General features: G+C 50.2%; 19 protein-coding genes. 2 read left to right on the top strand and 17 right to left on the bottom strand.

Annotated features, from left to right (window positions below):
- Positions 1-52: 52 nt before the first annotated feature.
- The 4 genes from aceF to nadC all read right to left on the bottom strand — a co-directional run bounded on the left by aceF (position 53) and on the right by nadC (position 6,485).
- Positions 53-1,642: a pyruvate dehydrogenase complex dihydrolipoyllysine-residue acetyltransferase gene (aceF, locus tag CSW98_RS09025; RefSeq protein ID WP_100800160.1), complete on the bottom strand. Its 1,590-nt coding sequence runs from the start codon at positions 1,640-1,642 to the stop codon at positions 53-55.
- A gap of 24 nt (positions 1,643-1,666) precedes the next feature.
- Positions 1,667-4,339: a pyruvate dehydrogenase (acetyl-transferring), homodimeric type gene (gene aceE, locus CSW98_RS09020; RefSeq protein WP_100800159.1), complete on the bottom strand. Its 2,673-nt coding sequence runs from the start codon at positions 4,337-4,339 to the stop codon at positions 1,667-1,669.
- Positions 4,340-4,413: 74 nt separating this feature from the next.
- Positions 4,414-5,187 (bottom strand): pyruvate dehydrogenase complex transcriptional repressor PdhR, encoded by a 774-nt coding sequence (gene pdhR, locus CSW98_RS09015; protein WP_100800158.1) that lies wholly within the window; start codon positions 5,185-5,187, stop codon positions 4,414-4,416.
- A 410-nt stretch (positions 5,188-5,597) separates the two neighbouring features.
- Positions 5,598-6,485 (bottom strand): carboxylating nicotinate-nucleotide diphosphorylase, encoded by an 888-nt coding sequence (nadC, locus tag CSW98_RS09010; protein ID WP_100800157.1) that lies wholly within the window; start codon positions 6,483-6,485, stop codon positions 5,598-5,600.
- 121 nt (positions 6,486-6,606) lie between these two features.
- Here nadC and ampD point away from each other — a divergent pair, with 121 nt between their 5' ends.
- The gene (gene ampD, locus CSW98_RS09005; protein WP_100800156.1) at positions 6,607-7,191 is read left to right on the top strand and encodes a 1,6-anhydro-N-acetylmuramyl-L-alanine amidase AmpD; all 585 of its coding nucleotides are present in this window, start codon (positions 6,607-6,609) and stop codon (positions 7,189-7,191) included.
- Positions 7,192-7,197: 6 nt separating this feature from the next.
- On the opposite strand, the gene rpoS is transcribed toward ampD, so the two are convergent.
- The 13 genes from rpoS to rlmD all read right to left on the bottom strand — a co-directional run bounded on the left by rpoS (position 7,198) and on the right by rlmD (position 21,266).
- A complete protein-coding gene (gene rpoS / locus CSW98_RS09000; protein WP_100800155.1) occupies positions 7,198-8,178 on the bottom strand; it encodes an RNA polymerase sigma factor RpoS in 981 nt (326 codons plus the stop codon).
- Positions 8,179-8,314: 136 nt separating this feature from the next.
- Complete coding sequence (locus tag CSW98_RS08995; RefSeq protein ID WP_443083660.1) at positions 8,315-9,247, bottom strand: peptidoglycan DD-metalloendopeptidase family protein; 933 nt, start codon at positions 9,245-9,247, stop codon at positions 8,315-8,317.
- A 34-nt stretch (positions 9,248-9,281) separates the two neighbouring features.
- Entirely contained in the window at positions 9,282-9,908 is a 627-nt protein-coding gene (locus tag CSW98_RS08990; RefSeq protein ID WP_100800154.1) for a protein-L-isoaspartate(D-aspartate) O-methyltransferase, read from the bottom strand.
- A gap of 2 nt (positions 9,909-9,910) precedes the next feature.
- The gene (surE, locus tag CSW98_RS08985) at positions 9,911-10,654 is read right to left on the bottom strand and encodes a 5'/3'-nucleotidase SurE (RefSeq protein WP_100800153.1); all 744 of its coding nucleotides are present in this window, start codon (positions 10,652-10,654) and stop codon (positions 9,911-9,913) included.
- 29 nt (positions 10,655-10,683) lie between these two features.
- Entirely contained in the window at positions 10,684-11,736 is a 1,053-nt protein-coding gene (truD, locus tag CSW98_RS08980; protein WP_100800152.1) for a tRNA pseudouridine(13) synthase TruD, read from the bottom strand.
- A gap of 5 nt (positions 11,737-11,741) precedes the next feature.
- Positions 11,742-12,218 carry a 2-C-methyl-D-erythritol 2,4-cyclodiphosphate synthase gene (gene ispF, locus CSW98_RS08975; protein WP_100800151.1) on the bottom strand — a complete coding sequence of 159 codons (477 nt, stop codon included), beginning with the start codon at positions 12,216-12,218 and terminating at the stop codon, positions 11,742-11,744.
- Positions 12,219-12,220: 2 nt separating this feature from the next.
- Positions 12,221-12,946 carry a 2-C-methyl-D-erythritol 4-phosphate cytidylyltransferase gene (ispD, locus tag CSW98_RS08970; RefSeq protein WP_232733501.1) on the bottom strand — a complete coding sequence of 242 codons (726 nt, stop codon included), beginning with the start codon at positions 12,944-12,946 and terminating at the stop codon, positions 12,221-12,223.
- Between the two features lie 13 nt (positions 12,947-12,959).
- Positions 12,960-13,241, bottom strand: coding sequence for a cell division protein FtsB (ftsB, locus tag CSW98_RS08965; RefSeq protein WP_100800149.1), 282 nt, complete (start codon positions 13,239-13,241; stop codon positions 12,960-12,962).
- A gap of 294 nt (positions 13,242-13,535) precedes the next feature.
- Entirely contained in the window at positions 13,536-14,837 is a 1,302-nt protein-coding gene (gene eno, locus CSW98_RS08960; RefSeq protein ID WP_100800148.1) for a phosphopyruvate hydratase, read from the bottom strand.
- 95 nt (positions 14,838-14,932) lie between these two features.
- Entirely contained in the window at positions 14,933-16,573 is a 1,641-nt protein-coding gene (gene pyrG, locus CSW98_RS08955) for a CTP synthase (RefSeq protein ID WP_100800147.1), read from the bottom strand.
- 216 nt (positions 16,574-16,789) lie between these two features.
- Complete coding sequence (mazG, locus tag CSW98_RS08950; protein ID WP_100800146.1) at positions 16,790-17,611, bottom strand: nucleoside triphosphate pyrophosphohydrolase; 822 nt, start codon at positions 17,609-17,611, stop codon at positions 16,790-16,792.
- A 5-nt stretch (positions 17,612-17,616) separates the two neighbouring features.
- Positions 17,617-19,839, bottom strand: coding sequence for a GTP diphosphokinase (gene relA / locus CSW98_RS08945; RefSeq protein ID WP_100800145.1), 2,223 nt, complete (start codon positions 19,837-19,839; stop codon positions 17,617-17,619).
- 110 nt (positions 19,840-19,949) lie between these two features.
- Complete coding sequence (gene rlmD, locus CSW98_RS08940) at positions 19,950-21,266, bottom strand: 23S rRNA (uracil(1939)-C(5))-methyltransferase RlmD (RefSeq protein ID WP_100800144.1); 1,317 nt, start codon at positions 21,264-21,266, stop codon at positions 19,950-19,952.
- 186 nt (positions 21,267-21,452) lie between these two features.
- On the opposite strand from rlmD, the gene barA reads away from it, so the two are divergent.
- Entirely contained in the window at positions 21,453-24,233 is a 2,781-nt protein-coding gene (gene barA, locus CSW98_RS08935) for a two-component sensor histidine kinase BarA (protein ID WP_100800143.1), read from the top strand.
- Positions 24,234-24,376 lie beyond the last annotated feature (143 nt).

Here is a 24,376-nt window from a genome sequence, read left to right as displayed (position 1 = left end):
GCGTTCAGCTTCCCCACCATCACAGCCGGAGAAGCCACTCCGCAAACCTTTGTTACATTACCAGCCGACGAATATCTGACAAGCAGGCATTCAGGTAAGTAATAAAGCGAGCCCCTTCCGCGCCGTCAATCACACGGTGATCGTATGACAAAGACAGAGGAAGCATCAGTCTTGGTGCGAATTCACTGCCGTTCCAGACCGGTTTCATCTCAGATTTAGATACCCCAAGAATACCGACTTCCGGTGCATTCACTATCGGAGTAAAGGCTGTACCGCCAATACCGCCAAGGCTGGAGATGGTGAAACATCCGCCCTGCATATCCGCGGCCGTCAGTTTACCGTCACGTGCTTTCTTCGAAACCAGAGCCAGCTCTTCAGACAGCTCGTAGATGCCTTTTTTGTTGACATCTTTAAACACAGGCACAACCAGACCGTTTGGTGTATCCACCGCGATGCCGACATTGACGTATTTCTTCAGGATCAGGCTCTCACCATCTTCAGAAAGTGACGAGTTAAACGCCGGGAAAGCTTCCAGTGCTTTGGCTACTGCTTTCATGATAAACACCAACGGCGTAATCTTCATACCGGAATTTTTCTTCGCTTCCAGAGCATTCTGCTCTTTACGGAATGCCTCCAGTTCAGTGATATCTGCGTTATCCCATTGGGTAACATGCGGGATCATCACCCAGTTTCGGTGCAGGTTTGCACCAGAAATTTTCTTGATCCGCGACAGAGGCTGTACTTCTGTATCACCAAACTTGCTGAAATCCACCTTAGGCCAAGGAAGCAAACCTAGAGCGCTGCCATCACCTTTACCTGATGCCGCACCGGACTCCAGACGTTTCAGCGCTTCTTTTACATAGTTCTGTACGTCTTCTTTCAGAATGCGGCTCTTACGGCCGGTACCGCGTACCTTAGCAAGATTAACGCCAAACTCACGTGCCAGACGACGTACCACCGGTGAAGCATGGGTGTAGTCATCATTTTCCTGAAACTCACCCGCACTGGCCGGAGCGTCCGTTTTTGCTGCCGGAGCGGCTGCTTTTGGTGCTTCCGCTTTCGGAGCCGCTGCCGGTGCTGTCTCAGAGGCAGCCGGAGCCGCGCCCGCGACTTCAAATACCATGATCAGTGAACCAGTAGAAACCTTATCACCCTGCGCTACTTTGATCTCTTTGACCACACCAGCGAAAGGAGCCGGAACTTCCATAGAAGCCTTGTCGCCTTCAACGGTGATCAAAGACTGCTCTTCTGTCACCGTATCACCGACTGCTACCATAATTTCAGTGACTTCAACTTCGTCACCACCGATATCCGGTACGTGTACGTCTTTAGCTTCAGCCTGAGCAGCCGCAGCCGGCGCTTCCGCCACGGCTGGTGCTTCCTCAGCCGGTGCAGCTTCTGCCGCACCGCCTTCCGCTTCAAAGATCATAATCAGTGAGCCGGTAGAGACTTTGTCTCCTTCGGCTACTTTGATTTCTTTTACGATACCGGACTGTGACGCCGGAACTTCCATAGAAGCCTTATCGCCTTCTACCGTGATCAGAGACTGATCTTCTTCCACCTTATCGCCAACGCTGACAAGGATTTCAGTTACTTCAACCTCATCCGCACCGATATCTGGTACATTAATTTCGATTGTCATTGTGTTTTCCTATCTGTCTGCGTCTTATGCGTATAACGGATTCATTTTTTCAGTATCGATATCGAATTTCTTAATCGCTGCAGTCACAACTGATTTTTCGATATCACCACGTTTTGCCAGTTCATTCAGAGCCGCAACCACAACATAACTGGCGTTCACTTCAAAGTGACGACGCAGATTGTCACGGCTGTCTGAGCGGCCAAAGCCGTCTGTACCCAGCACTTTATAAGACTCAGCAGGAACAAAAGCACGCACCTGTTCTGCGTAGTTCTTCATGTAATCCGTTGCTGCTACAGCAGGCTCGCTACCCAATACCTGAGTAATATAAGGTACCTGAGCTTCCGCTTCAGGGTGCAGCATGTTGTAACGCTCTGCCGCCTGACCGTTACGGGTCAGCTCGTTGAACGAAGTAACAGAGAATACATCCGCAGTCACGCCGAACTCATCCGCCAGGATCTGACCGGCTTTACGGACTTCATTCATGATAGTACCGGAGCTCAGCAATTGAACTTTCAGGCCCTTATCAGCAGAAGGCGCATGGGTTTCCAGTTTGTAAATACCTTTACGGATCCCTTCTTCTGCGCCTTCCGGCATCGCTGGCATCGCATAGTTTTCGTTCATCAGCGTCAGGTAGTAGAACACGTTTTCCTGATCACCGTACATACGACGAATACCATCTTGCATGATAACCGCGACTTCATAAGCGAAGGTCGGATCATAAGAGACACAGTTCGGAATCGTACCAGCCATCACATGGCTATGACCGTCTTCGTGCTGCAAACCTTCCCCGTTCAGAGTGGTACGTCCGGCTGTCGCACCCAGCAAGAAACCGCGTGCCTGCTGATCACCCGCCATCCATGCCATATCACCCACACGCTGGAAACCAAACATAGAGTAATAGATGTAGAACGGGATCATTGGAACATCGTTTGAGCTGTATGACGTTGCTGCCGCCACCCAGGATGACATCGCACCCAGCTCGTTAATACCTTCCTGCAGAACCTGACCGTTTGCCGCTTCTTTGTAGTAAGAAACGATGTCTTTGTCCTGAGGAGTGTAGTTCTGGCCGTGCGGATTATAGATACCAATCTGACGGAACAGACCTTCCATGCCGAAGGTACGTGCTTCATCGGCAATGATAGGTACGATATTTTTACCGATTTGCTTATTCTTCAGCAGAATATTCAGGGTACGGACAAATGCCATAGTAGATGAAATTTCACGTTTCTGCTCATCCAGCAGCGGCTGAAACTCGTCCAGTTCCGGAGTCACAAACTCCTGAGTAAATTTCGGCAGGCGCTTCGGCATATAGCCTTGCAGTGCTTTACGATGCGCATGCAGATACTCGTATTCCGCACTGCCTTCTTCCAGTTTCAGGTAAGGCAGAGATTTTACATCGTCATCCGACAAGAGATCTTGCAGAGCCAGACGGTCACGCAGATGCAGAACATGGGTCATATCCATTTTCTTCACCTGGTGCGCAATGTTCATCCCTTCTGCGGCTTCACCCATGCCGTAACCCTTGATGGTTTTGGCCAGAATCACAGTCGGGCGACCTTTGGTTTCCTGAGCATTTTTGAATGCAGCATACAGTTTAGAGGTATCGTGACCACCGCGTTTCAGAGCGAAAATCTCTTCATCAGTCATGTCAGCAACCAGTGCCGCCGTTTCAGGATATTTGCCGAAGAAGTGTTTACGTACGTAAGCACCGTCTTTTGATTTGAATGTCTGATAATCGCCGTCAACAGTTTCGTTCATCAACTGAATCAGTTTACCCGAAGTATCTTTAGCCAGAAGTGCATCCCAGCCGCTGCCCCAGATAACTTTCACGACGTTCCAGCCAGCACCTTTAAACAGGCCTTCCAGTTCCTGAATCACGCTTGAGTTCCCCATAACCGGGCCATCAAGACGCTGTAGGTTACAGTTGATCACATAGCACAGGTTATCCAGTTTCTCACGGGCAGCGAAAGAAATCGCACCGCGTGATTCCGGCTCATCCATCTCACCGTCACCCAGGAAAGCATAGACGCGCTGTTCTGTGGTGTCTTTTAAACCACGGTTGTTCAGGTACTTCAGGAATCGAGCCTGATAAATAGAAGACATAGGAGCCAGACCCATAGATACGGTCGGGAACTGCCAGAATTCAGGCATCAGTTTAGGGTGAGGATAGGAAGGAATGCCCTTACCATCAACTTCCTGACGGAAGTTATCCAGTTGCTCTTCAGTCAGACGACCTTCAACGAATGCGCGGGAATAGATACCCGGTGCGATATGACCCTGATAGTAAACAAGATCGCCGCCATCTTTTTCGTTGGGAGCACGGAAAAAGTGGTTGAAGCAGGTTTCATAAAATGCAGCAGAAGACTGGAATGATGCCATATGGCCACCCAGTTCCAGATTTTTCTTAGAGGCGCGAAGAACAATCATTACCGCGTTCCAGCGAATAATTGAGCGGATACGGTGCTCAAGTTTTCGGTCACCCGGATAAGCAGGCTCTTTATCTACCGGAATGGTGTTGATGTAGTTGGTGGTGGTGCCGGTTGGCATATCCACACCGTCAAGACGTGCTTTATCTAAAACTTGTTCAAGTAAGAATTGAGCACGCTCTATACCTTCTTCACGCACTACAGACTCAAGAGCTTCAAGCCACTCCTGGGTTTCCAGCGCATCTACGTCATTGGTCATGACTTCAGACATGGCGATCTATCCTTTTGTTAGTTGGATCCAGTGAAGGAACCGGCGAAGGCTACCTATTCAGCCACTCCCATGACTTATAGATCATCTCCGTCAGTCTGCTGAATCCGGCGCAAAGAACGCTTTCTACGGCTCTCTTCACGATTAAGATCCAGCATTGTCTCTTCAATGTAGGCCAGATGAACGTGCGCCAACTCCCTTGCCTTTTCAGGGTTTCGGGAAAGCACCGCATCCATAATATCGGCCCGGTGTTTACTTACTTTCTCCACCGCATCATTACGGCGGTATAATAGTTTTAAATTTTGTAAAACGTTTTTCTCCAGCAAAGGAAGCATACTGCGTACGATATGTAGTAAGACTAAGTTATGAGACGCTTCGGTGATGGCTATCTGATACTCCATCACGGCGCTGACCTCGCAGATAATATTCTTGTCTTCCTGTGCCTGGCTGATCCGTTGCAGACATTGACGGATCACTGAAAAATCTTCTTCGGTACCGCGGAGAGCCGCAAAATAAGCCGCAATGCCTTCCAGCGCGTGGCGGGTTTCCAGGAGATCAAACTGGGTTTCCGAATGGGAGGAGATTAACTCCAGCAGCGGATCGGACAACCCACTCCATAGTTCATTGCTGACAAAAGTACCGCCACCCTGACGACGGACAAGCAGACGCTTCGCTTCCAGTTTCTGGATAGCTTCGCGTAAAGAAGGACGGGAAACCTCAAACTGTTTTGCCAGTTCCCGTTCCGGTGGCAACTGCTGCCCCGGAGAATAAGCGCCTTCCAGAATAAGCCGTTCCAGCTCCGCTTCAATCACTTCAGAGAGCTTAGGCTGTCGTATACGCTGTGTCACCATATCTGCTACCTGCGGTCTCTCTGCTCAGGGTGTCAATTGGTATTACCAATTGTTCAATTGACATAAAAGTTAACATGTGTGAAATGTTTTTGTCTAGCGCAAATTGATTTAAATCATAAAAACACTACACTTCAGACTTAATTTAACATTCAAGCATCATTTAATTTACATCTAAATCGTTTAATTTATACATTTATTTTTTGGGTTGAAATAAATAAGCATCACAACGGTAAATGAAAAAAAGCGGCCAAAACAAGCAGTTAAAAACACATGATATATAAGGAAAAGATAATATACAAGCCATAAAAACATTGCCATGCTAGCCTCTAAAAAAAGCTAAACGAAACTAAAAAGCCCGTTATTCGGATGAGAATAACGGGCTTTTTTATACACTCAATGTATTTAATTTGTTACTGAAAACGCATTGAAAGATCCATCGCAGTAAGATGCTTGGTCAGCGCGCCGACAGAGATATAATCGACACCGGTCTCCGCATACTCACGAATCGTTTCCAACGTCACATTACCCGAATTCTCCAGTGCAGCACGGCCGGCATTAATGATAACTGCCTCACGCATCATATCAGTGCTGAAATTATCCAGCATCACGATATCCGCTCCGGCTTCAATCGCTTCTTTCAGTTCATCCAGCGTTTCCGTTTCCACTTCAACAGGCTTGCCCGGGTTCAGCTTTTTCGCCGTTTCCACGGTTTTTGTAATACCGCCGCAGGCAATAATGTGATTTTCCTTAATCAGATAGGCATCAAACACACCGATACGATGATTATGACCACCGCCACAAGCAACGGCGTATTTCAGCGCACTGCGCAGACCCGGAATCGTTTTTCGGGTATCCAGCAGTTTACATTCAGTGCCTTCCAGTGCTTTGACATAACGAGCCACTGTCGTTGCACAACCGGACAGGGTCTGAATAAAGTTCATTGCATTACGTTCACCCGTCAGCATAATACGTGCCGGACCACGCAAGGTACATAAAATCTGGTTCGGCTCTACCGTATCGCCGTCTTCCACAAACCATTCGATAGCCACTTCACCGCCCAGTTGCCTGAAGACTTCTTCAGCCCACTCTTTACCACAGAATATGCCATGATCACGGGTGATCAGGTTGGCAACACTTTGGGTATCAGCAGGAATAAGGCTGGCAGAGATATCCAGAGCAGGATCAATTGTGCCACCGAGATCTTCTCTGAGCGTATCGGCAACAGAGCGGGTAATTTCCAAAGGAAGCTGGGTTTTCAGGTAGGTAAGACGAGCCAGGCTGTCGTGTCTGTATTTCATGTCGAATTAGTATTAAATATTTACAATAATCACGGATGATACCTCCGATGATAAAATATTGCAGCTATCAATCCCAGATTTCGTTATTCTGCTAAAAACAAAGGTGAAATTTGGGGGAAAAATGCATCCATACACGATCAATAACGGCTGGCTGAACAACGCCAGACACACACCGTCCCCCTTTTTTGACCAGCGTCCGGCATCAGAGACCATCTCCCTACTGGTGATCCACAATATCAGCCTGCCGCCGGGACAGTTCGGCAGTAATGATATCGAGCAGTTTTTCACCGGAAACCTGCAGGCGGATAAACACCCGTTCTTTACCGTCATTCAGCATATGCAGGTGTCGGCACACTGTCTGATCCGCCGGGACGGCGAGGTGATCCAGTTTGTCTCTTTTGCCGACCGGGCATGGCACGCCGGGAAATCCAGCTTCGCCGGGGTGGAAAAATGCAATGACTATTCGATTGGTATTGAGCTGGAAGGAACCGACTATACGGCATATACCGAGGCGCAGTATCAGGCACTGGCTGCCGTAACCGGAGCGCTGCAAACCGAATACCCGGCAATAACATCACACCGTATCACCGGACACCAGTATATCGCCCCGCTGAGAAAAACCGACCCGGGGCTGGCTTTTGACTGGCGAAAATTCCGCTCACAGTTGTCGCATTCCCACGGGATCGCGGGAATGGGATTGAAGTAGATAGAATTACATATCCTCTACATCAAACAGGGATTCCATATTCAGTCCCTGTTTCAGCAGGATCTCACGCAGGCGGCGCAACCCTTCAACCTGAATCTGGCGTACCCGTTCCCGGGTCAGGTTAATCTCACGTCCCACTTCTTCCAGCGTGGACGGCTCATAACCCAGCAGACCGAAACGCCTTGCCAGTACCTCTTTTTGCTTCGGATTCAGCTCTTCCAGCCAGTCGATCAGGGAGAGTTTAATATCATCATCCTGAGTCGATACTTGCGGATCTGAGTTTTTGATGTCCGGGATAATATCCAGAAGAGCTTTCTCTCCTTCGCCACCGATAGGCGTATCCACAGAACCGATACGTTCATTCAGGCGCAGCATCTTGCTGACATCACTGACCGGCTTATCCAGTTGCAGGGCGATCTCTTCCGCTGTTGGTTCATGATCCAGTTTTTGTGACAGTTCACGGGCAGTACGCAGATAGATATTCAGCTCTTTGACTACATGAATAGGCAGACGAATAGTACGGGTCTGGTTCATCAGCGCTCGTTCGATAGTCTGACGGATCCACCAGGTCGCATAGGTAGAGAAACGAAAGCCTCTTTCCGGATCAAACTTTTCTACCGCGCGGATCAGCCCCAGATTCCCCTCTTCAATCAGATCCAGCAGAGCCAGTCCCCGGTTGCTGTAACGGCGGGAAATTTTAACCACCAGACGCAAGTTACTTTCGATCATCCGTTTACGTGCTGCTTCATCGCCTCTTAATGCTCGACGGGCATACAGGACTTCTTCTTCTGCGGTCAGTAGCGGTGAGAAACCGATTTCGCCCAGATAAAGTTGTGTGGCATCAAGACTTTTACTGCTGACATCAAAGTCTTCCTGCACCTGTTTGGAAAACGACTCTTCCTCTTCAAGTTCCACATCCAGTGCATCAATATCTTCTGCTTCAATATCAAAACGGTCCGTTTTTGTTGCTGCATTGCTGATACTCATAGCGCCTCCCCGTGGCGAGTTAGCAAGACATTACTGCACATATGTCCTGATACCAGTTCTCAATAATTATCTAATAAACTAACTATTGATATTGGTATAACCTGCTATAGTTAAATTACCATCAGTTAAAGTGACATCAGGGCAGATAACGTTGCGGGTTAACCGACTTCCCCTGATAACGAATTTCAAAGTGCAGTTTGACCCGGTTTGCGCCAGAGCTGCCCATGGTGGCTATTTTCTGGCCGGCCTTAACACTTTGTCCTTCTTTTACTAGCAAACTGTCATTGTGTGCGTATGCACTTAAGTAATTATCATTGTGTTTAACGATAATCAGATTACCGTATCCGCGCAGAGCACTGCCTGAGTAAACAACCGTGCCTCCGGCGGTTGAAACAACGGATTGACCTCGCCGTCCGGCAATATCAATCCCTTTGTTTCCCTGATCACCGGAAGAGAACTTTCTGATCACTCTTCCTTTCGCCGGCCAGAGCCAGTTATCGACTTTGGTGCCTGCAGAAGAGACTCTGGCAGTGTCAGGTTTCGTCTGTTTTACATTCTTTTTAACATTTTGTTTACTTGCAAGATACTCTTTTGACTTAGTTTGATCAACCTTATTAACAACAGGTTTCTTATTCGAAGTTGAATTTTGAGAGGTAGAACGGCTTGCCGTTTTAGTTGTTGATTTTGCTGCTGAAACTGCCGGGGAAGCTGTCGCAGCAGAGGAAGAGGATGTCCCACGACCGGCGGTACTGCCACCGCTGCCGCCATAAGCCGGAGCCTTGTAGGCTGGCCTCCAGAGACGCAATTTCTGTCCCGGCTGGATGGTATAGGGAGCGGACAGATGATTGTAACGAATCAGTTCATTTACATCTTTATCTGTGATGTAGGCGATATAATACAGGGTATCACCCTGACGAACGTCGTAGTAACTCCCCCGGTAACTCCCCCTTTCTATCTGGCTGTAATCTTTATTCAGACTGGAAACAGGAGCAGGAAAATGTGCTGAACAACCCAGTAACAAGGCACTCAGACCGGCACAAACCAAGGCTGTTTTAATCTGCATCTTCATGTCGTTACTGCTTGCTCTTATCCATCATGATTCGTCAGGCCAGCTCTCCGGCAACCAGTGGCACAAACCGCACTGCTTCGATGCTGCTGGAAGTGAAATTGTCGCCGCAACGAACGACTTTCATCAGTTCCTGATGGGCTTCGCCGACAGGAATAACCAGACGCCCTTTATCCGCCAGTTGATCCAGTAACGCATGCGGGATCTCGCTGGCCGCCGCCGTAACGATGATAGCATCGAACGGGGCTCTTGCCGGCCAGCCTTCCCAGCCGTCACCGTGTTTGGTCGCAACATTGTAGATATCCAGTTGCTTCAAACGCCGTTTCGCTTCCCACTGCAGAGATTTAATCCGCTCAATGGAGTAAACCTTATCCACCAGTTGAGCCAGTATTGCCGTCTGATAGCCCGAGCCGGTACCGATTTCCAGAACCCGGCTGTCACTGTTCAGTTCCAGCAGCTCGGTCATTTTTGCCACCATGTACGGCTGCGAGATAGTCTGTCCGTGCGCTATCGGCAGCGCATTGTTGTCATAAGCCTGATGCATCATAGCTTCAGAAACAAAATACTCACGCGGTACCCGTCTGATGGCATCCAGAACATCATGGCTCTGTATGCCGTTAACCGATAAATATTCAACCAGTTTTCTGGCCTGAGGACTACTCATGGTTACTTCTCTTTAAGCCACGCATTTAAACTCTGTAGGGATTCATGCGCCGTCAGGTCAACCTGCATCGGCGTTATCGATACCATTTTATGCTCAATGGCATAAAAGTCGGTACCCTCACCAGCATCCTGCTCTCTACCCGGAGGCCCCAACCAGTAGATATCGTGCCCACGCGGATCTTTCTGTTTCAGCATACTTTCTGCATGGTGACGGGCACCCAGCCGGGTGATCTGCTCCCCTTTCAAAGCATCAAAAGGCACATCAGGAATGTTCACATTCAGCAGCCGATTCGTCGGAATCGGGGTTTTCAGGTGTTGTTCCACCACTTTGCGCACCACTTTTGCCGCCGTGTCGAAATGCTGATCGCCGACCAGAGAAAACGCCACTGACTGAACACCGAGAAAATGTCCTTCCATTGCCGCTGCAACCGTACCGGAATAGAGTACATCGTCACCCAGGTTGGCACCATGATTGATGCCGGACAAGACCAGATCTGGCATGTCATCTTTCATCAGTTCATTCAGGGCAAAATGAACACAATCCGTTGGCGTGCCCTGAACAGAGTATCGATTATCGCTGATCCGGCTGACACGCAGAGGATTTTCCAGCGTCAACGAGTTTGAGGCTCCGGACCGGTTTCTGTCCGGAGCAACAATAACAATTTCTGCCAAATCGGACAGTGCTTCAGCCAGAACATTCAGGCCATCGGCATACACGCCATCATCGTTACTAAGTAGAATTTTCATGCTTGTTTCCTTCTGTTCCCTACACGGGTTCAGGCCTGAGAGTAATGACGCTCAACCGGGATCTCTTCTGCCAGTTCCCGGATAACCGAGGTAGCAAAACAGCCGGAAGATAACGAGAAGGAAATTTTTATCTCATTATCCATACATTCATACTGCAAAGATTCCGGCAGCAGCAGGATGTCCCGCCGTTCATGCCGCATCCGGTTCCCACGGATCAAAGCCATCAGATCCGGCTCTGCATCCAGAACCGGCTGCTCCAGCTCCAGCGCCGCATCCTGTGTCGGCAAGGCATTATCCCCAGCCAGAGCCGCAGTGATAAACAGAGTCTGTTCAGCGGATCCGGCTTCCAGCCCAGCCCGGTTATCGGCACTGACCACTATGGTTTCATCACCGCTTCTGACCAGATCACCACTGAGCAGGGTAGCAAAACTGCCTTGCTGAATACGTGCCGAGACAATCTGATTAAACATCCAGGAACGAGCCGCCGACAGATACATACTGCGCTGATTCTGATTACGGGTGCGGACATTGTCCCGCCCCCAGCGCCGGGCTTCCGTCAGGTTGTTCCCTTCGCGGCCAAACCGCTGAGCACCAAAGTAATTAGGTACGCCGTGCAGAACTATCTGCTGCAGACGTGTTTCAACGGCAGCAACATCGGTGACTTCTGAGAGGATAATATCAAACTCATTACCGGCCAGCTCGCCCGGACGCAGTTTTTTATGGTGCCGGGTCACAGCCAGGATCTGAATATGCGGATATTGCTGCTCAAAAGCAGAAAAATCCGGATCATCCCCTTTCGGCAAGTGGATACTCAGCCACTGTTCAGTCACAGCATGACGGTCTTTCAGACCGGCCCAACTGACATCTCTGGATTTTACGCCACAGTATCTGGCTAACTCATTGGCAACAAAGGTGGTGTTTTCACCGCTTTTACGGATCTTCACCATCAGGTGTTCTCCCGTACCGGTAAAATCATAGCCAAGGACTTCACGCACAATAAAGTGCTCAGGTACGGCTTTCAGTTTTGCTTTGGACTGTGGTTTGCCATACAGGTAAGCCAGATCAGCAAGAATATCTGTCATAGGGTTCACTTCTTCATCAGCAACACAACGGCTTCACAGGCAATACCTTCTTTTCTGCCGGTAAAACCCAATTTTTCCGTTGTGGTTGCTTTAACATTAATATTACCGATATCGGTAAGTAGATCTGCCGCAATGGCTTCACGCATCGGCTGAATATAGGGCAACATTTTCGGTGCCTGAGCAATAATGGTGACATCCAGATTACCGATCCGGTAGCCTTTGTCCTGCACCATAGCATACACGGCTTTCATCAATTCCCGGCTGTCGGCTCCTTTCCACTCTGCATCCGTATCCGGAAAATGACGGCCGATATCGCCTTCGGCAATCGCACCGAGCAGGGCATCGGTCAGGGCATGCAGAGCGACATCACCATCAGAATGCGCCAGCAGCCCCTGCTCATAAGGCACAGCAACCCCACCGATAATGACCGGCCCTTCTCCGCCGAATTTGTGTACATCAAAACCATGACCAATACGAATCATCATTATTCCTTCGTGTTACATTCTCTTTCGAGGTAAAAACCGGCCAGCACCAGATCTTCCGGCTGAGTGATCTTCAGGTTATCGGCGCGGCCTGCAATCAGACGGGGAGCAAGGCCGGCCCATTCCATCGCCGACGCTTCATCGGTAATACTGACACCGGCAGCCAGTGCCTGTGAAAGTGCAGCATGCAGTTGCCCGATACGGAACATCTGCGGAGTCAGAGCGTGCCAGAGATAGGTTCTGTCTACCGTTTGGGTAATATGCCCGTCGGCACGGCTGCGTTTCATCGTATCCCGTACCGGAGCCGCCAGAATACCACCGACGGCATCGTCAGACAGTTCACGGATCAGTGTATCAATATCACTGACGGCAACGCAGGGGCGGGCGGCATCATGCACCAGCACCCAGTTATCAGTGAGTGACTCAAACGCTGAAAGTAAAAAGTTCAGCGCCGACAATACGCTGTCTGCGCGTTCCCGACCGCCATCCACTCGGATCACATCAGGATGCGAAGCCAGCGGCAGTTGCGCATAAAACGGATCATCCGCGCTGACGGCAATGATAACCTTACCGATGGCCGGATGACTCAGCAGCTTGTCTGCGGTATGTTCCAGTATGGTTTTACCGTGCAGCCGCAGATACTGTTTGGGCTTATCCGCCATCATCCGGCTGCCGACACCGGCGGCAGGAATAATGGCATACATAGTGTCGTTTTGGGGTTGTGTCATTGTCTTTTCTGTATCAGTGTGCCCCTTCACCGACAATGCGGTAGAAGGTTTCCCCTTCTTTTACCATTCCCAGTTCATGCCGGGCGCGTTCTTCTACCGCATCCAGCCCCTGCCGAAGGTCATCGATTTCAGAAAACATTTCGCTGTTACGTTTCTGCAGGTTCTGATTAACCGACCGTTGCACGTCGATCTCGTTCTGTACCCCGGTGTAGTCAAACCAGCCGTTTTTCCCCCAGAAAAAGGTATAAAGCAGCAGAGCCAGTAATATAAACAGCCCCAGAGTAAATAAACGCACGCCGTGTTTCCCGTTGTTGGAAATGGAAAATAAAGACTAGTTATAACATATCTGGAAGAGAAGAAGAATATAGGACCAGAGACCCGACAGTCCCCCAGCCGAAACAGAGATGCAAGGTTTCAGCAGATACCGGCGATCGCTATGTACTTCTCAGAAGATAAACAGTACTTCTCAGAAAATAAAAAGGACTTCCCAGAAAATAAAAGCGCCTCCCAAAGGAGGCGCTTATCAGAACGTCATCGTTCTTTAATACAATCGTCGATTAATACAATCGTCGGTTAACCCAATAAAGAATTAAGCCTGGCCTTTAACTTCTTTCAGACCATTGAATGGTGCTTTTGCGCCCAGAGCTTCTTCGATACGGATCAGCTGGTTGTACTTAGCAACACGGTCAGAACGGCTCATAGAACCAGTCTTGATTTGGCCAGCCGCAGTACCAACAGCAAGGTCTGCGATAGTTGCATCTTCAGTTTCACCAGAACGGTGAGAGATAACAGCTGTGTAGCCTGCATCTTTAGCCATCTTGATAGCAGCCAGAGTTTCAGTCAGAGAACCGATTTGGTTGAACTTGATCAGGATAGAGTTAGCGATGCCTTTTTCGATACCTTGAGCAAGGATCTTAGTGTTCGTTACGAACAGGTCGTCACCAACAAGTTGGATCTTGTCGCCTAGCAGTTTAGTTTGGTGTGCGAAACCATCCCAGTCAGACTCGTCCAGACCGTCTTCAATAGAAACGATTGGGTATTGAGCAACCAGACCTTCCAGGTAGTGGTTGAACTCTTCAGAAGTGAAGATTTTACCTTCACCTTTCATGTTGTAGTTGCCAGCTTCTTTGTCGTAGAACTCAGATGCAGCACAGTCCATAGCCAGAGTAACGTCTTTACCCAGCTCGTAACCAGCCGCTTCAACAGCTTCTTTGATTGCAGCAAGAGCAGCAGCGTTAGATTCCAGGTTAGGAGCGAAACCACCTTCGTCACCAACCGCTGTGTTAAGACCTTTCGCCTTAAGTACTTTAGCCAGGTTGTGGAATACTTCAGCACCGATACGCAGAGCTTCTTTCAGAGTAGAAGCGCCCACTGGCTGGATCATGAATTCCTGGATATCAACGTTGTTGTCTGCGTGCTCACCACCGTTGATGATGTTCATCATTGGAAGAGGCATAGAGTAAACGCCAGGAGTGCCGTTCAGTTCTGCAATGTGAGCGTACAGAGGCATGCCTTTAGCAGCAGCTGCTGCTTTTGCGTTTGCCAGAGAAACAGCCAGGATTGCGTTTGCACCAAAGTTGTTTTTGTTATCAGTACCGTCAAGGTCGATCATGATTTGGTCAACAGTAGCCTGATCTTTTGCGTCTTTACCAAGCAGAGCTTCAGCGATTGGGCCGTTCACAGCAGCAACAGCTTTAAGAACACCTTTACCCAGGAAACGTGATTTGTCACCGTCACGCAGCTCAAGAGCTTCACGAGAACCAGTAGATGCGCCTGATGGAGCTGCCGCCATACCAACGAAACCGCCTTCTAGGTGTACTTCAGCTTCTACAGTTGGGTTACCACGTGAGTCGATGATTTCACGACCTAGAACTTTAACGATCTTAGACATTATGTTTCCTCTCGTTCAATATAAATGTCAAAATTAAAGACAGCAGCACCACTAACGCTGCTGTCCGTATCCTTACTTAACTTAAACTTACAAACTTACTTAACTAATTCACCGCGCTGATATTCGCCAGCTGCTTTTACGAATCCTTCAAACAACGGATGACCGTCGCGAGGCGTCGAGGTAAATTCAGGGTGGAACTGAGCCGCGACAAACCATGGGTGAGCCGGGTTCTCAATTACCTCAACCAATTTTTTATCCGCAGACAGGCCAGACACTTTCAGACCCGCTTTTTCAAGCTGCGGACGCAGGTTGTTATTCACTTCATAACGGTGACGGTGACGTTCGTAGATCGTCGCGTTACCGTACAGTTCACGCGCTTTCGTCCCTTTTTCCAGATGACAAAGCTGTGAACCTAAACGCATAGTACCACCAAGATCGGATTTTTCGGTACGTTCTTCGACGTTGCCTTCCTGATCAACCCATTCGGTGATCAAGCCTACCACAGGGTACTTGGTTTCTTTATTAAATTCTGTTGAATGTGCACCTTCCATACCCGCGACGTTACGCGCGTATTCGATCAGTGCGACCTGCATACCCAGACAAATGCCCAGATACGGGATGTTATTCTCACGGGCATACTGAGCTGCGCGGATCTTACCTTCAACACCACGGTCACCGAAACCACCCGGAACCAGAATCGCATCCAGTCCCTGCAGAGCTTCTTCGCCTTTAGTCTCTACATCTTCGGAATCCACATACTGGATATGCACGCTGAGACGGTTCTTCAGGCCCGCATGTTTCAGGGCTTCGTTCACCGACTTATAGGCATCCGGCAATTGTATATATTTGCCGACCATACCGATTGTCACTTCACCAAGCGGATTCGCTTCCTGGTAGATAACCTGTTCCCATTCAGACAGATCCGCTTCCGGTGCATCAATACCAAAACGGGCACACACCAGATCATCCAGTCCCTGAGATTTGATTAACTGAGGGATCTTATAGATGGAATCCACGTCTTTCATACTGATAACCGCTTTTTCCGGCACGTTACAGAACAGCGCAATTTTCTTGCGTTCCGGTGCAGGGATCATACGGTCACTACGGCATACCAGAATATCCGGCTGAATACCGATAGACAAGAGTTCTTTCACTGAGTGCTGAGTCGGTTTGGTTTTTACTTCACCCGCAGCCGCCAGATAAGGGACCAGTGTCAGGTGCATGAACATGGCACGTTCACGGCCCAGCTCAACCGCCAACTGGCGAATCGCTTCCATAAACGGCAGTGATTCGATATCACCGACAGTACCGCCAATCTCTACAATGGTCACGTCCTGACCCTGAGCACCGTCAACAATACGGTCTTTAATCGAGTTGGTGATGTGCGGGATAACCTGAATGGTTGCACCAAGGTAATCACCACGACGCTCTTTACGCAGTACGTCAGCGTAAACACGACCTGCCGTAAAGTTATTGCGCTTGGTCATTTTGGTACGAATAAAACGTTCGTAGTGGCCAAGGTCAAGATCGGTTTCAGCGCCATCTTCCGTGACAAACACTTCACCATGTTGCGTCGGGCTCATTGTACCCGGGTCAACGTTGATGTAAGGGTCAAGCTTCATCATGGTCACTTTAAGACCGCGAGCTTCTAAAATTGCTGCCAGTGAAGCAGCTGCAATACCTTTACCTAGTGAGGATACAACCCCGCCAGTAACAAAAATATAATTTGTCGTCATGTTTAACCTGAAATTGGTTGAATGTGGGAATGGGTATGTTCTGGACGGGATGCAAATATACCAGAACGCCCTTTCTGTCACAACGTGAAACTTATCACAGCCTGATTTTTTCTTTTTTGCTTCAAATCAATTCTGCTATCTCTGTTTATAGCGACCCGATTGTCTTTTTATATTTCCGGTTATCTTCTTATATTCCCGATCGTCCTATTATACGGTTTATTCAGCACGTTTAACCTGAACCCAGTGTTCTTCCAGCTCTTCCAGCGAACACTCTTTCATCTGTTTGCCCTGCGCCCGAACCCCCTGCTCGACCTGACGAATACGGCGGTCAAATTTATTGTTCGCCTTGCGCAGCGCCACTTCCGGGTCTTTGCCCAGAAAACGCACCAGATTCACCACAGAAAACAGCAGATCGCCCAGTTCTTCTTCCAGATGTTCTTCATCCGGCGTTACCTGAAGGGCTTCTTCCATTACCTCGTCAATTTCTTCCCGAACCTTATCCGCCACCGGCCCCAGCGTATCCCAGTCAAAACCGTGTTTGGCACACTGCTTCTGGATCTTCTTCGCTTTGGACAGTGCAGGTAAAGAAGCTGGTATTGAGTCTAGAATACTTTCTGCCGCTTCGCCTGTTTTCTCCGGATTTCCTGCCCGTCTGGCTTTTTCCGCCTTTTCTTTGGCTTTTTCCAGTTCCCAGTTGGCATTGATCTCAGTCTCAGAAGCAAACTCAGCATCGGAAAAAACATGCGGATGACGGCGGATCAGCTTCTGATTCAGCCCGCGAACCACCTGCTCAAAATTGAAGTGACCGGATTCCTGTGCAATCTGGCTGTAAAACACCACCTGAAACAGCAGATCACCCAGCTCTTCCTGCAGGTTTTCCCAGTCACGGTTATGGATGGCATCCACCACTTCGAACATCTCTTCAATGGAATGCGGGATCAGGCTGTCGATATCTTGTTTCCGATCCCACGGGCACCCCTGCTGCGGATCCCTGAGTGTTGCCATCAGCGCCAGCAGCTTCTCCGTTTCCTGTGTCATCACTTTTATCCTAACCGCTTCACTTTTATTACATCTTTTATCTGTTCAATACGGGCAGAGATGCGCCCCAGCACTTCAACGCTTTCCACCTCAATATCAAAATCCATCACCGACATCTGACGTTTATAGTCCGTGCGGCTTTTCATCCCGGTTACCTTCATCTTTTCGTTCGCCAGCAGAGTGGTAATGTCTTTCAGCAGACCACCGCGCTCCAGCGCTTCTACCCTGAGCGTCAGGATGTAAGAGCCGACAAAGCCGCCGCCCCAGACTGTCTCGATGATCCGCTCCGGTGCGTGGATCCGCAGTTCGGCTAACTGTTCACAGTCGGCGCGATGCACCGAAATCCCCCGTCCCTGCGTGATATAGCCGCAAATCGCATCACCGGGGATAGGCTGGCAACAACGGGCAAGGTGCGTCATCAGGTTATCCACCCCTTCCACCACCACCGCATCTTTATGCGGACGGCTCTGCTGCTGCACTTTGGCCTCGGCTCCCTGCAGCTTTTCCAGCACCTGCTGATCTTCTTCTTCAGCGGTCGGCTTATTCACCAGAGCATTAATATGGTTGATGATCTGATTGATACGCAGGTCACCGCTGCCGACACCGACATACAGTTCATCCGGAGTATTTACGTTAAAGCGTTTCAGCGCATATTCGCTGGCATCTTTCAGGGTCGCGCCGATCTTATGCAGTTCGTGCTCCAGTATTTCCCGACCGGCTTCCAGATTCTTCTCCCGGCTCTGCTTACGGAACCAGGCGTTAATTTTGGCGCGGGCACGTCCGGAATGCACAAAGCCCAGTGACGGGTTCAGCCAGTCACGAGAAGGATTCGGTTCTTTCGCGGTAATGATCTCAACCTGATCACCCATCGTCAGTTTATGGGTGAAAGGCACAATACGTCCGCCCACTTTGGCACCGATACAGCGATGGCCGACCTCAGAGTGAATATGGTAAGCAAAATCGAGCGGCGTAGCCCCCATCGGCAGGTCAACCACATCCCCACGCGGGGTAAAGGCATAGACACGATCATCAAACACCTGAGAACGCAGCTCATCCAGCATTTCGCCGGAATCCGACATTTCTTCCTGCCAGTCGAGCAGTTTTCGCAGCCAGGTAATTTTTTCATCGTAACCGCTGCGGCCACCGCTGCCGCCTTCTTTATATTTCCAGTGAGCCGCCACCCCCAGCTCCGAATCTTCATGCATCTGCTTGGTGCGGATCTGGATTTCGATCGTCTTGCCTTCCGGACCTAAGATCACCGTATGGATAGACTGGTAGCCGTTGGGTTTGGGGTTGGCGACGTAATCGTCGAATTCGCTCGGCAGATGCTTATATTTGGTATGCACCACACCCAGCGCGGCATAACAGTCCTGCAACTGATCAGCAATGATACGAACAGCTCGCACATCGAACAGTTCGTCAAAGGCGAGGCTTTTTTTCTGCATCTTACGCCAGATGCTGTAGATATGCTTCGGACGGCCACTGACTTCCGCATTGATACCGGATGCACGCATTTCATCAGCCAGATCCGTCACAAAATCAGCAATGTAATGTTCCCGGTCGATCCGCCGCTCAGCCAGTTGCTTCGCTATCTGCTTGTAAGTGTCAGCATGCTGATAACGGAACGCATAATCTTCGATTTCCCATTTCAGCTGACCGATACCAAGCCGGTTCGCCAGCGGCGCATAGATATTGGCACACTCTCTGGCGGCTGCCTGCCGAACCTCATCCGGCTCCTGAGTGACTTCGCGCAGGTTGCAGATCCGCTCTGCCAGTTTGATGATCACGCAGCGGAAATCATCCACCATCGCCAGCAACATGCGGCGAACATTATCCACCTGCCCAGAGGCTTCGGAGCCTTCCAGCGTGACATTCAGCTGACCGATAGCCGCCATCTCTTCCACACCGTCAATCAGCTTGATGATCTCTTTACCGTAAGTTTCTTCAAAGGCTTCCCGTTCAAAACAGCCGGAAGAAACCACAGGGAAAAGCTGTGCGGCCACCAGTGTGGCTCTGTCCATAGACAGGGTGATCAGTATTTCGATCATCTCCCGTCCGCGCCACAGCAACAGGGCTCCGTTGTCTTTACCTTCGACCTGTTTTTCACACTGCCGGTATACCTCCAGCAGCCTCGCTGAGGTCGCCTTATCCTGCTTTAAGCTGGCAATCCAGCTTTCCAGTTCAAACTGTTCGTCTTTATTTAAGTGTGCGCCACGTACTGCGACCATCGATCTTTCCCTAGCTGCTGACCGGTATCGCCCTGAATAAGCCAGCGGATACCGGTACTATTTATTGTGCTTGCGGATATCTGTGATCCGTTATCTGAATAAGTTCGCCGTTATTTCACAAACAGCGCCATAGACTCCAGATGACTGGTGTGCGGAAACATATCCAGCATGCCCATCTTCTGCAGCTTATAACCCTGTTGCAGTAAACATTGAGAATCTCTGGCAAGAGTAGCAGGGTTGCATGAAACATACACCACTCTTTTTGCCCCCAGTCCGGCCAGCTGTTCAACGACACCGGCGGCTCCCGCCCGTGCCGGATCCAGCAGCACTTTTTCAAACCGGGTCTCTGCCCATGCCTGTCCGGCCAATGCCTGTTCCAGATCTGCCTGATAAAAAGCGGTGTTGTGCAGGCCATTGGATGCGGCATTATCGGCCGCCTGAGTCACCATCTCCTGAACGCCTTCCACACCGACAACCTGTGCAGCCTGCTGCGCCAGCGGAAGGCTGAAATTACCCAACCCGCAGAAGAGATCCAGTACCTGCTCGTCCGGCTGAACATCCAGCCATTCCAGTGCCTGAGCCACCATCTGCTGGTTGACACTGCGGTTGACCTGAATAAAGTTGGTCGGCAAAAACGGGATACGGAGTCCGGTTTCCGTATAGCAGGCCGTCTCACCCGTTATCCGCTCTGGTGCGCTGTCAGCCACCTGCAGATACAGAGCTAAATGATGCCGGCCGGCAAAATCGGTTATCGCCTGTTGATCGGCCGCCACCAGCGGTTTTAGGATCCGCAGCAGAACCACAGGGGTATTGTCTCCCAGCACCAGTTCCGCATGTCCCAGTTGTTCCTGATGCTTAAACCCGCTCAGTACACGTTTCAGCTCCGGCAGCAGGGCATTCAGCTCCGGTGCCAGTACCGGGCACTGATCAATATTGACGATCTGTTTACTCTGTTTTTTCCGGAAACCGAATCGGAGCGCCGCGGTTTTCTTATCTTTTAACAGACTGAATCTGGCCCGGCGACGGTATCCGGTTTGCGGGCCGGTAATCGTCGCCTCCGGTTCGGTCTGCTCACCGGCAAATTTTTTCATCAACTGACTCAGAGAAGCCTGCTTATGTTTCAGTTGCTCAACATAAGAGAGATGCTGCATATTGCAACCACCGCATTCACTGTAATGCGGGCAGAAAGGCGTGACCCTATGTTCGCTGACAGAAAGCTGTCGGATCAATGTTCCCCGGGCGTATTTACTTTTGTCTTCAGTAAGCTGAATAAGCACCTCTTCACCGGGCAGAGCACCTTCCACAAAAACCGGTTTACGGTTCAGATAACCGATACCGGCTCCCTGATGGTCCAGTTTTTCGATCATGATTGCCTGATGTTTGGTTGCCGGTGCGGCTTTCTTTTTCGGTTGATAAAAACGTGCCATGCCTGTTGCTCAGATGCCCTTATTTGTGTCCGGTAAAACGAGTTCCCCCTGAATATCACTATTTTAGCAGGGAGGAATTGTCGAAATGGTCAGCTTTGATTTAAGCTACTGCATATTTTCCCATATCCGGACCGCCTTGTAATCAGATAAACACGGTAATCGGGTAAACACGGCAATCAGGCAAACATGACCAAATACGGCTTACGCGCCCGCGTCATCACTTTAACACTCGCTCCGACACTGATTATCGGGCTGCTGTTAAGTTCATTCTTTACCTTCAATCGCTATCACGATCTGGAGCATCAGCTTATTGACTCAGGAACCAGTATCCTTGAACCTCTGGCTATCGCCAGTGAGTACGGTATGCTGAGCCAGAGCCATGACGCCGTCAGACGCCTTATCGGCTATGCGCACCGGAAAAATTCCGACATCATCCGCAGTATCGCCGTCTTTGATGCTAAACATCAGCTGTTTGTGACCTCCAACTTTCACCCCAATTTTGAATCCCTGACCCTGCCGAAAGATAAACCGATCCCCCTGCTGAGCCATGTTGAAATGCTCGGTAACCGTCTGATCCTGCATGCTCCGATCCTGGCCGAAGGGCAGTTTGATATGGAAAACGGTCTCAGAACCGATATGACCCGAGTGCTGGGCTATATCGCCATGGAACTGGACACCTCACCACTGCGGCTGCAGCAATATCAGGAAATGTTTGCCGCATTGATTGTGCTGATCTTTGGTCTGGCTCTGGCCGGGCTGTTTTCCTACCGCCTGATGCAGGAAGTCACACAGCCGATCACTAATATGAAACGCACTGTGGATAAAATCCGCCGCGGTCATCTGGACTCGCGGATCGAAGGCAAAATGCACGGGGAACTGGATACGCTGAAAAGCGGTATCAATGCGATGGCCATGTCGCTGTCGGAATACCATATGGAGATGCAGAACAGCATCGATCAGGCAACATCGGATCTGCGGGAAACACTAGAACAGCTTGAGATCCAGAACGTAGAACTGGATCTGGCGAAAAAACGGGCTCAGGAGGCCGCGCGGATCAAATCTGAATTTCTGGCCAATATGTCCCATGAGCTGAGAACACCACTAAATGGTGTGATCGGCTTTGCCCGGCAGATGCTGAAAACCACACTGACCAGCAGTCAGGTGGATTATCTGCAGACCATTGAGCGCTCGGCCAATAACCTGCTGAATATCATTAACGATATTCTGGACTTCTCCAAACTGGAAGCCGGTAAGCTGCTGCTGGAAAATATCCCGTTTGAGTTTCAGGAAAATCTGGAAGAAGTGGTCAGCCTGCTGGCACCGTCGGCGCATGAAAAAGGGCTGGAACTGACCCTGAAAGTAGACTCACGCATCCCTCCGGGTCTGGTCGGCGATCCTCTGCGTATCCAGCAAATTCTGACCAATCTGGTCGGTAACTCGATCAAATTTACCGAACGGGGCAATATCGATATCACGGTAGAGCTGAAAGATCAGCATAACGACTCCGCCGAACTGCAGTTTATGATCCGGGATACGGGAATCGGTATTTCAGAACGGCAGCAGACACAGCTGTTTCAGGCCTTCCGTCAGGCGGATGCCAGTATTTCCCGTCGCTATGGCGGCACTGGGCTCGGGCTGGTGATCGCCCGGAAACTGGTCGGTCAGATGGGCGGGGAGATCAGCCTGACCAGCCGTCTGCACCAGGGCTCCACCTTCTGGTTTACCCTGCATCTTGCCACCACCGATCTGCCGCTCAGCCAGCCGATTGATAAACAATACCTTAAAGATAAGCGCCTGCTGCTGATTGAGCCGAATATGCAGGCCGCCTCTGTGATCCAGCAGATGCTCGGACAGGAAGGCGTTCAGGTAACCTACCAGACCAGCGTTCCGGAACAGTCCCGCCCACAGGACAGCGTGCTGCTCAATCTGTCACCGAAACAGGCGTGCGATCCGGCCACCATTGCCGGCTGGATCGGCACCATCCGCCAGTATACCGGGCAGATCATCATCGGCCTGCCGAGTACCGAGCTGGCGCTGTCGGAGCAACTGCTGAAAGCCTTCCCGGTACAGTGTCTGACCAAACCGATTTCGCGCCGTAAGCTGCTGATGACCCTCACCCGCCACCAGCAGGTCAGCGCGCTATTGCCACTGGCAGAGCCCGTCAGTGATGAAGAGAAACTGCCGCTGAAAGTCATGGCAGTGGATGATAACCCGGCCAACCTGAAACTGATTTCGGCTCTGCTGAAAGAACGTGTGGAACAGGTTGTGTCCTGCAGCAGCGGCGAAAAAGCCGTGGAAGAAGCCGGTAAACAGAAGTTCGATATTGTGCTGATGGACATCCAGATGCCACATATGGACGGCGTGCAGGCCTGTCAGCATATCAAAGCTATCCCGCTCAATCAGGATACCCCGGTGATTGCCGTTACAGCACATGCGATGTCAGGGGAGCGGGATCGGTTGCTCAACGCCGGGATGGATGATTACCTGACCAAGCCGATTGAGGAACATATTCTGCAACAGGTACTGGTGCACTGGAATCCGGCGACCGATGCCCGTCAGGTCGAAAAGCTGGTACTGACCGGAGAGCCGTCCGAGACTCCGGCACACAATGGACACATCATCGACTGGCAGAAAGCCTTGAAACAGGCCGCCAATAAGGAGTCTCTGGCCAGAGAAATGCTGGATATGCTGGTCAGCTATATCGGCGAAGTAAGCCGGGTGGTCGATCTGGCGATTGCCGATAAGGAATATTCGATCAATACCCTGCTGCACCATATCCATAAACTGCACGGCAGCTGCTCATACAGCGGTGTTCCGGGACTGAAGAAAGTCTGCGCAACGATAGAAAAAAATCTGCGTTCCGGCATGAGCATTGAAGAGACAGAACCGGAACTGTTCGAACTGCAGGATGAGATGACAAAAGTGGTTCAGGCTGCCGGGGAATATTTAAGTGAGAAGGATACCTAAGCTGTTTCAGGAGCTTTTACTTTTAAAGCTTTAGCCAATGATGACTTGCTTTTACAAGCGTGAGATTGCATACGTTTAATTGCTTTAAAAACTGCCACTTTTAATCTGTGAGCAAGAGTATGCTTTATTGTCATAGGCAACTC

Source organism: Vibrio sp. HA2012, assembly GCF_002812955.1.
Taxonomy (GTDB): domain Bacteria; phylum Pseudomonadota; class Gammaproteobacteria; order Enterobacterales; family Vibrionaceae; genus Vibrio.
Note: the sequence above shows the minus strand (reverse complement) of the source record. Positions and strands in the feature narration are given on the sequence as shown.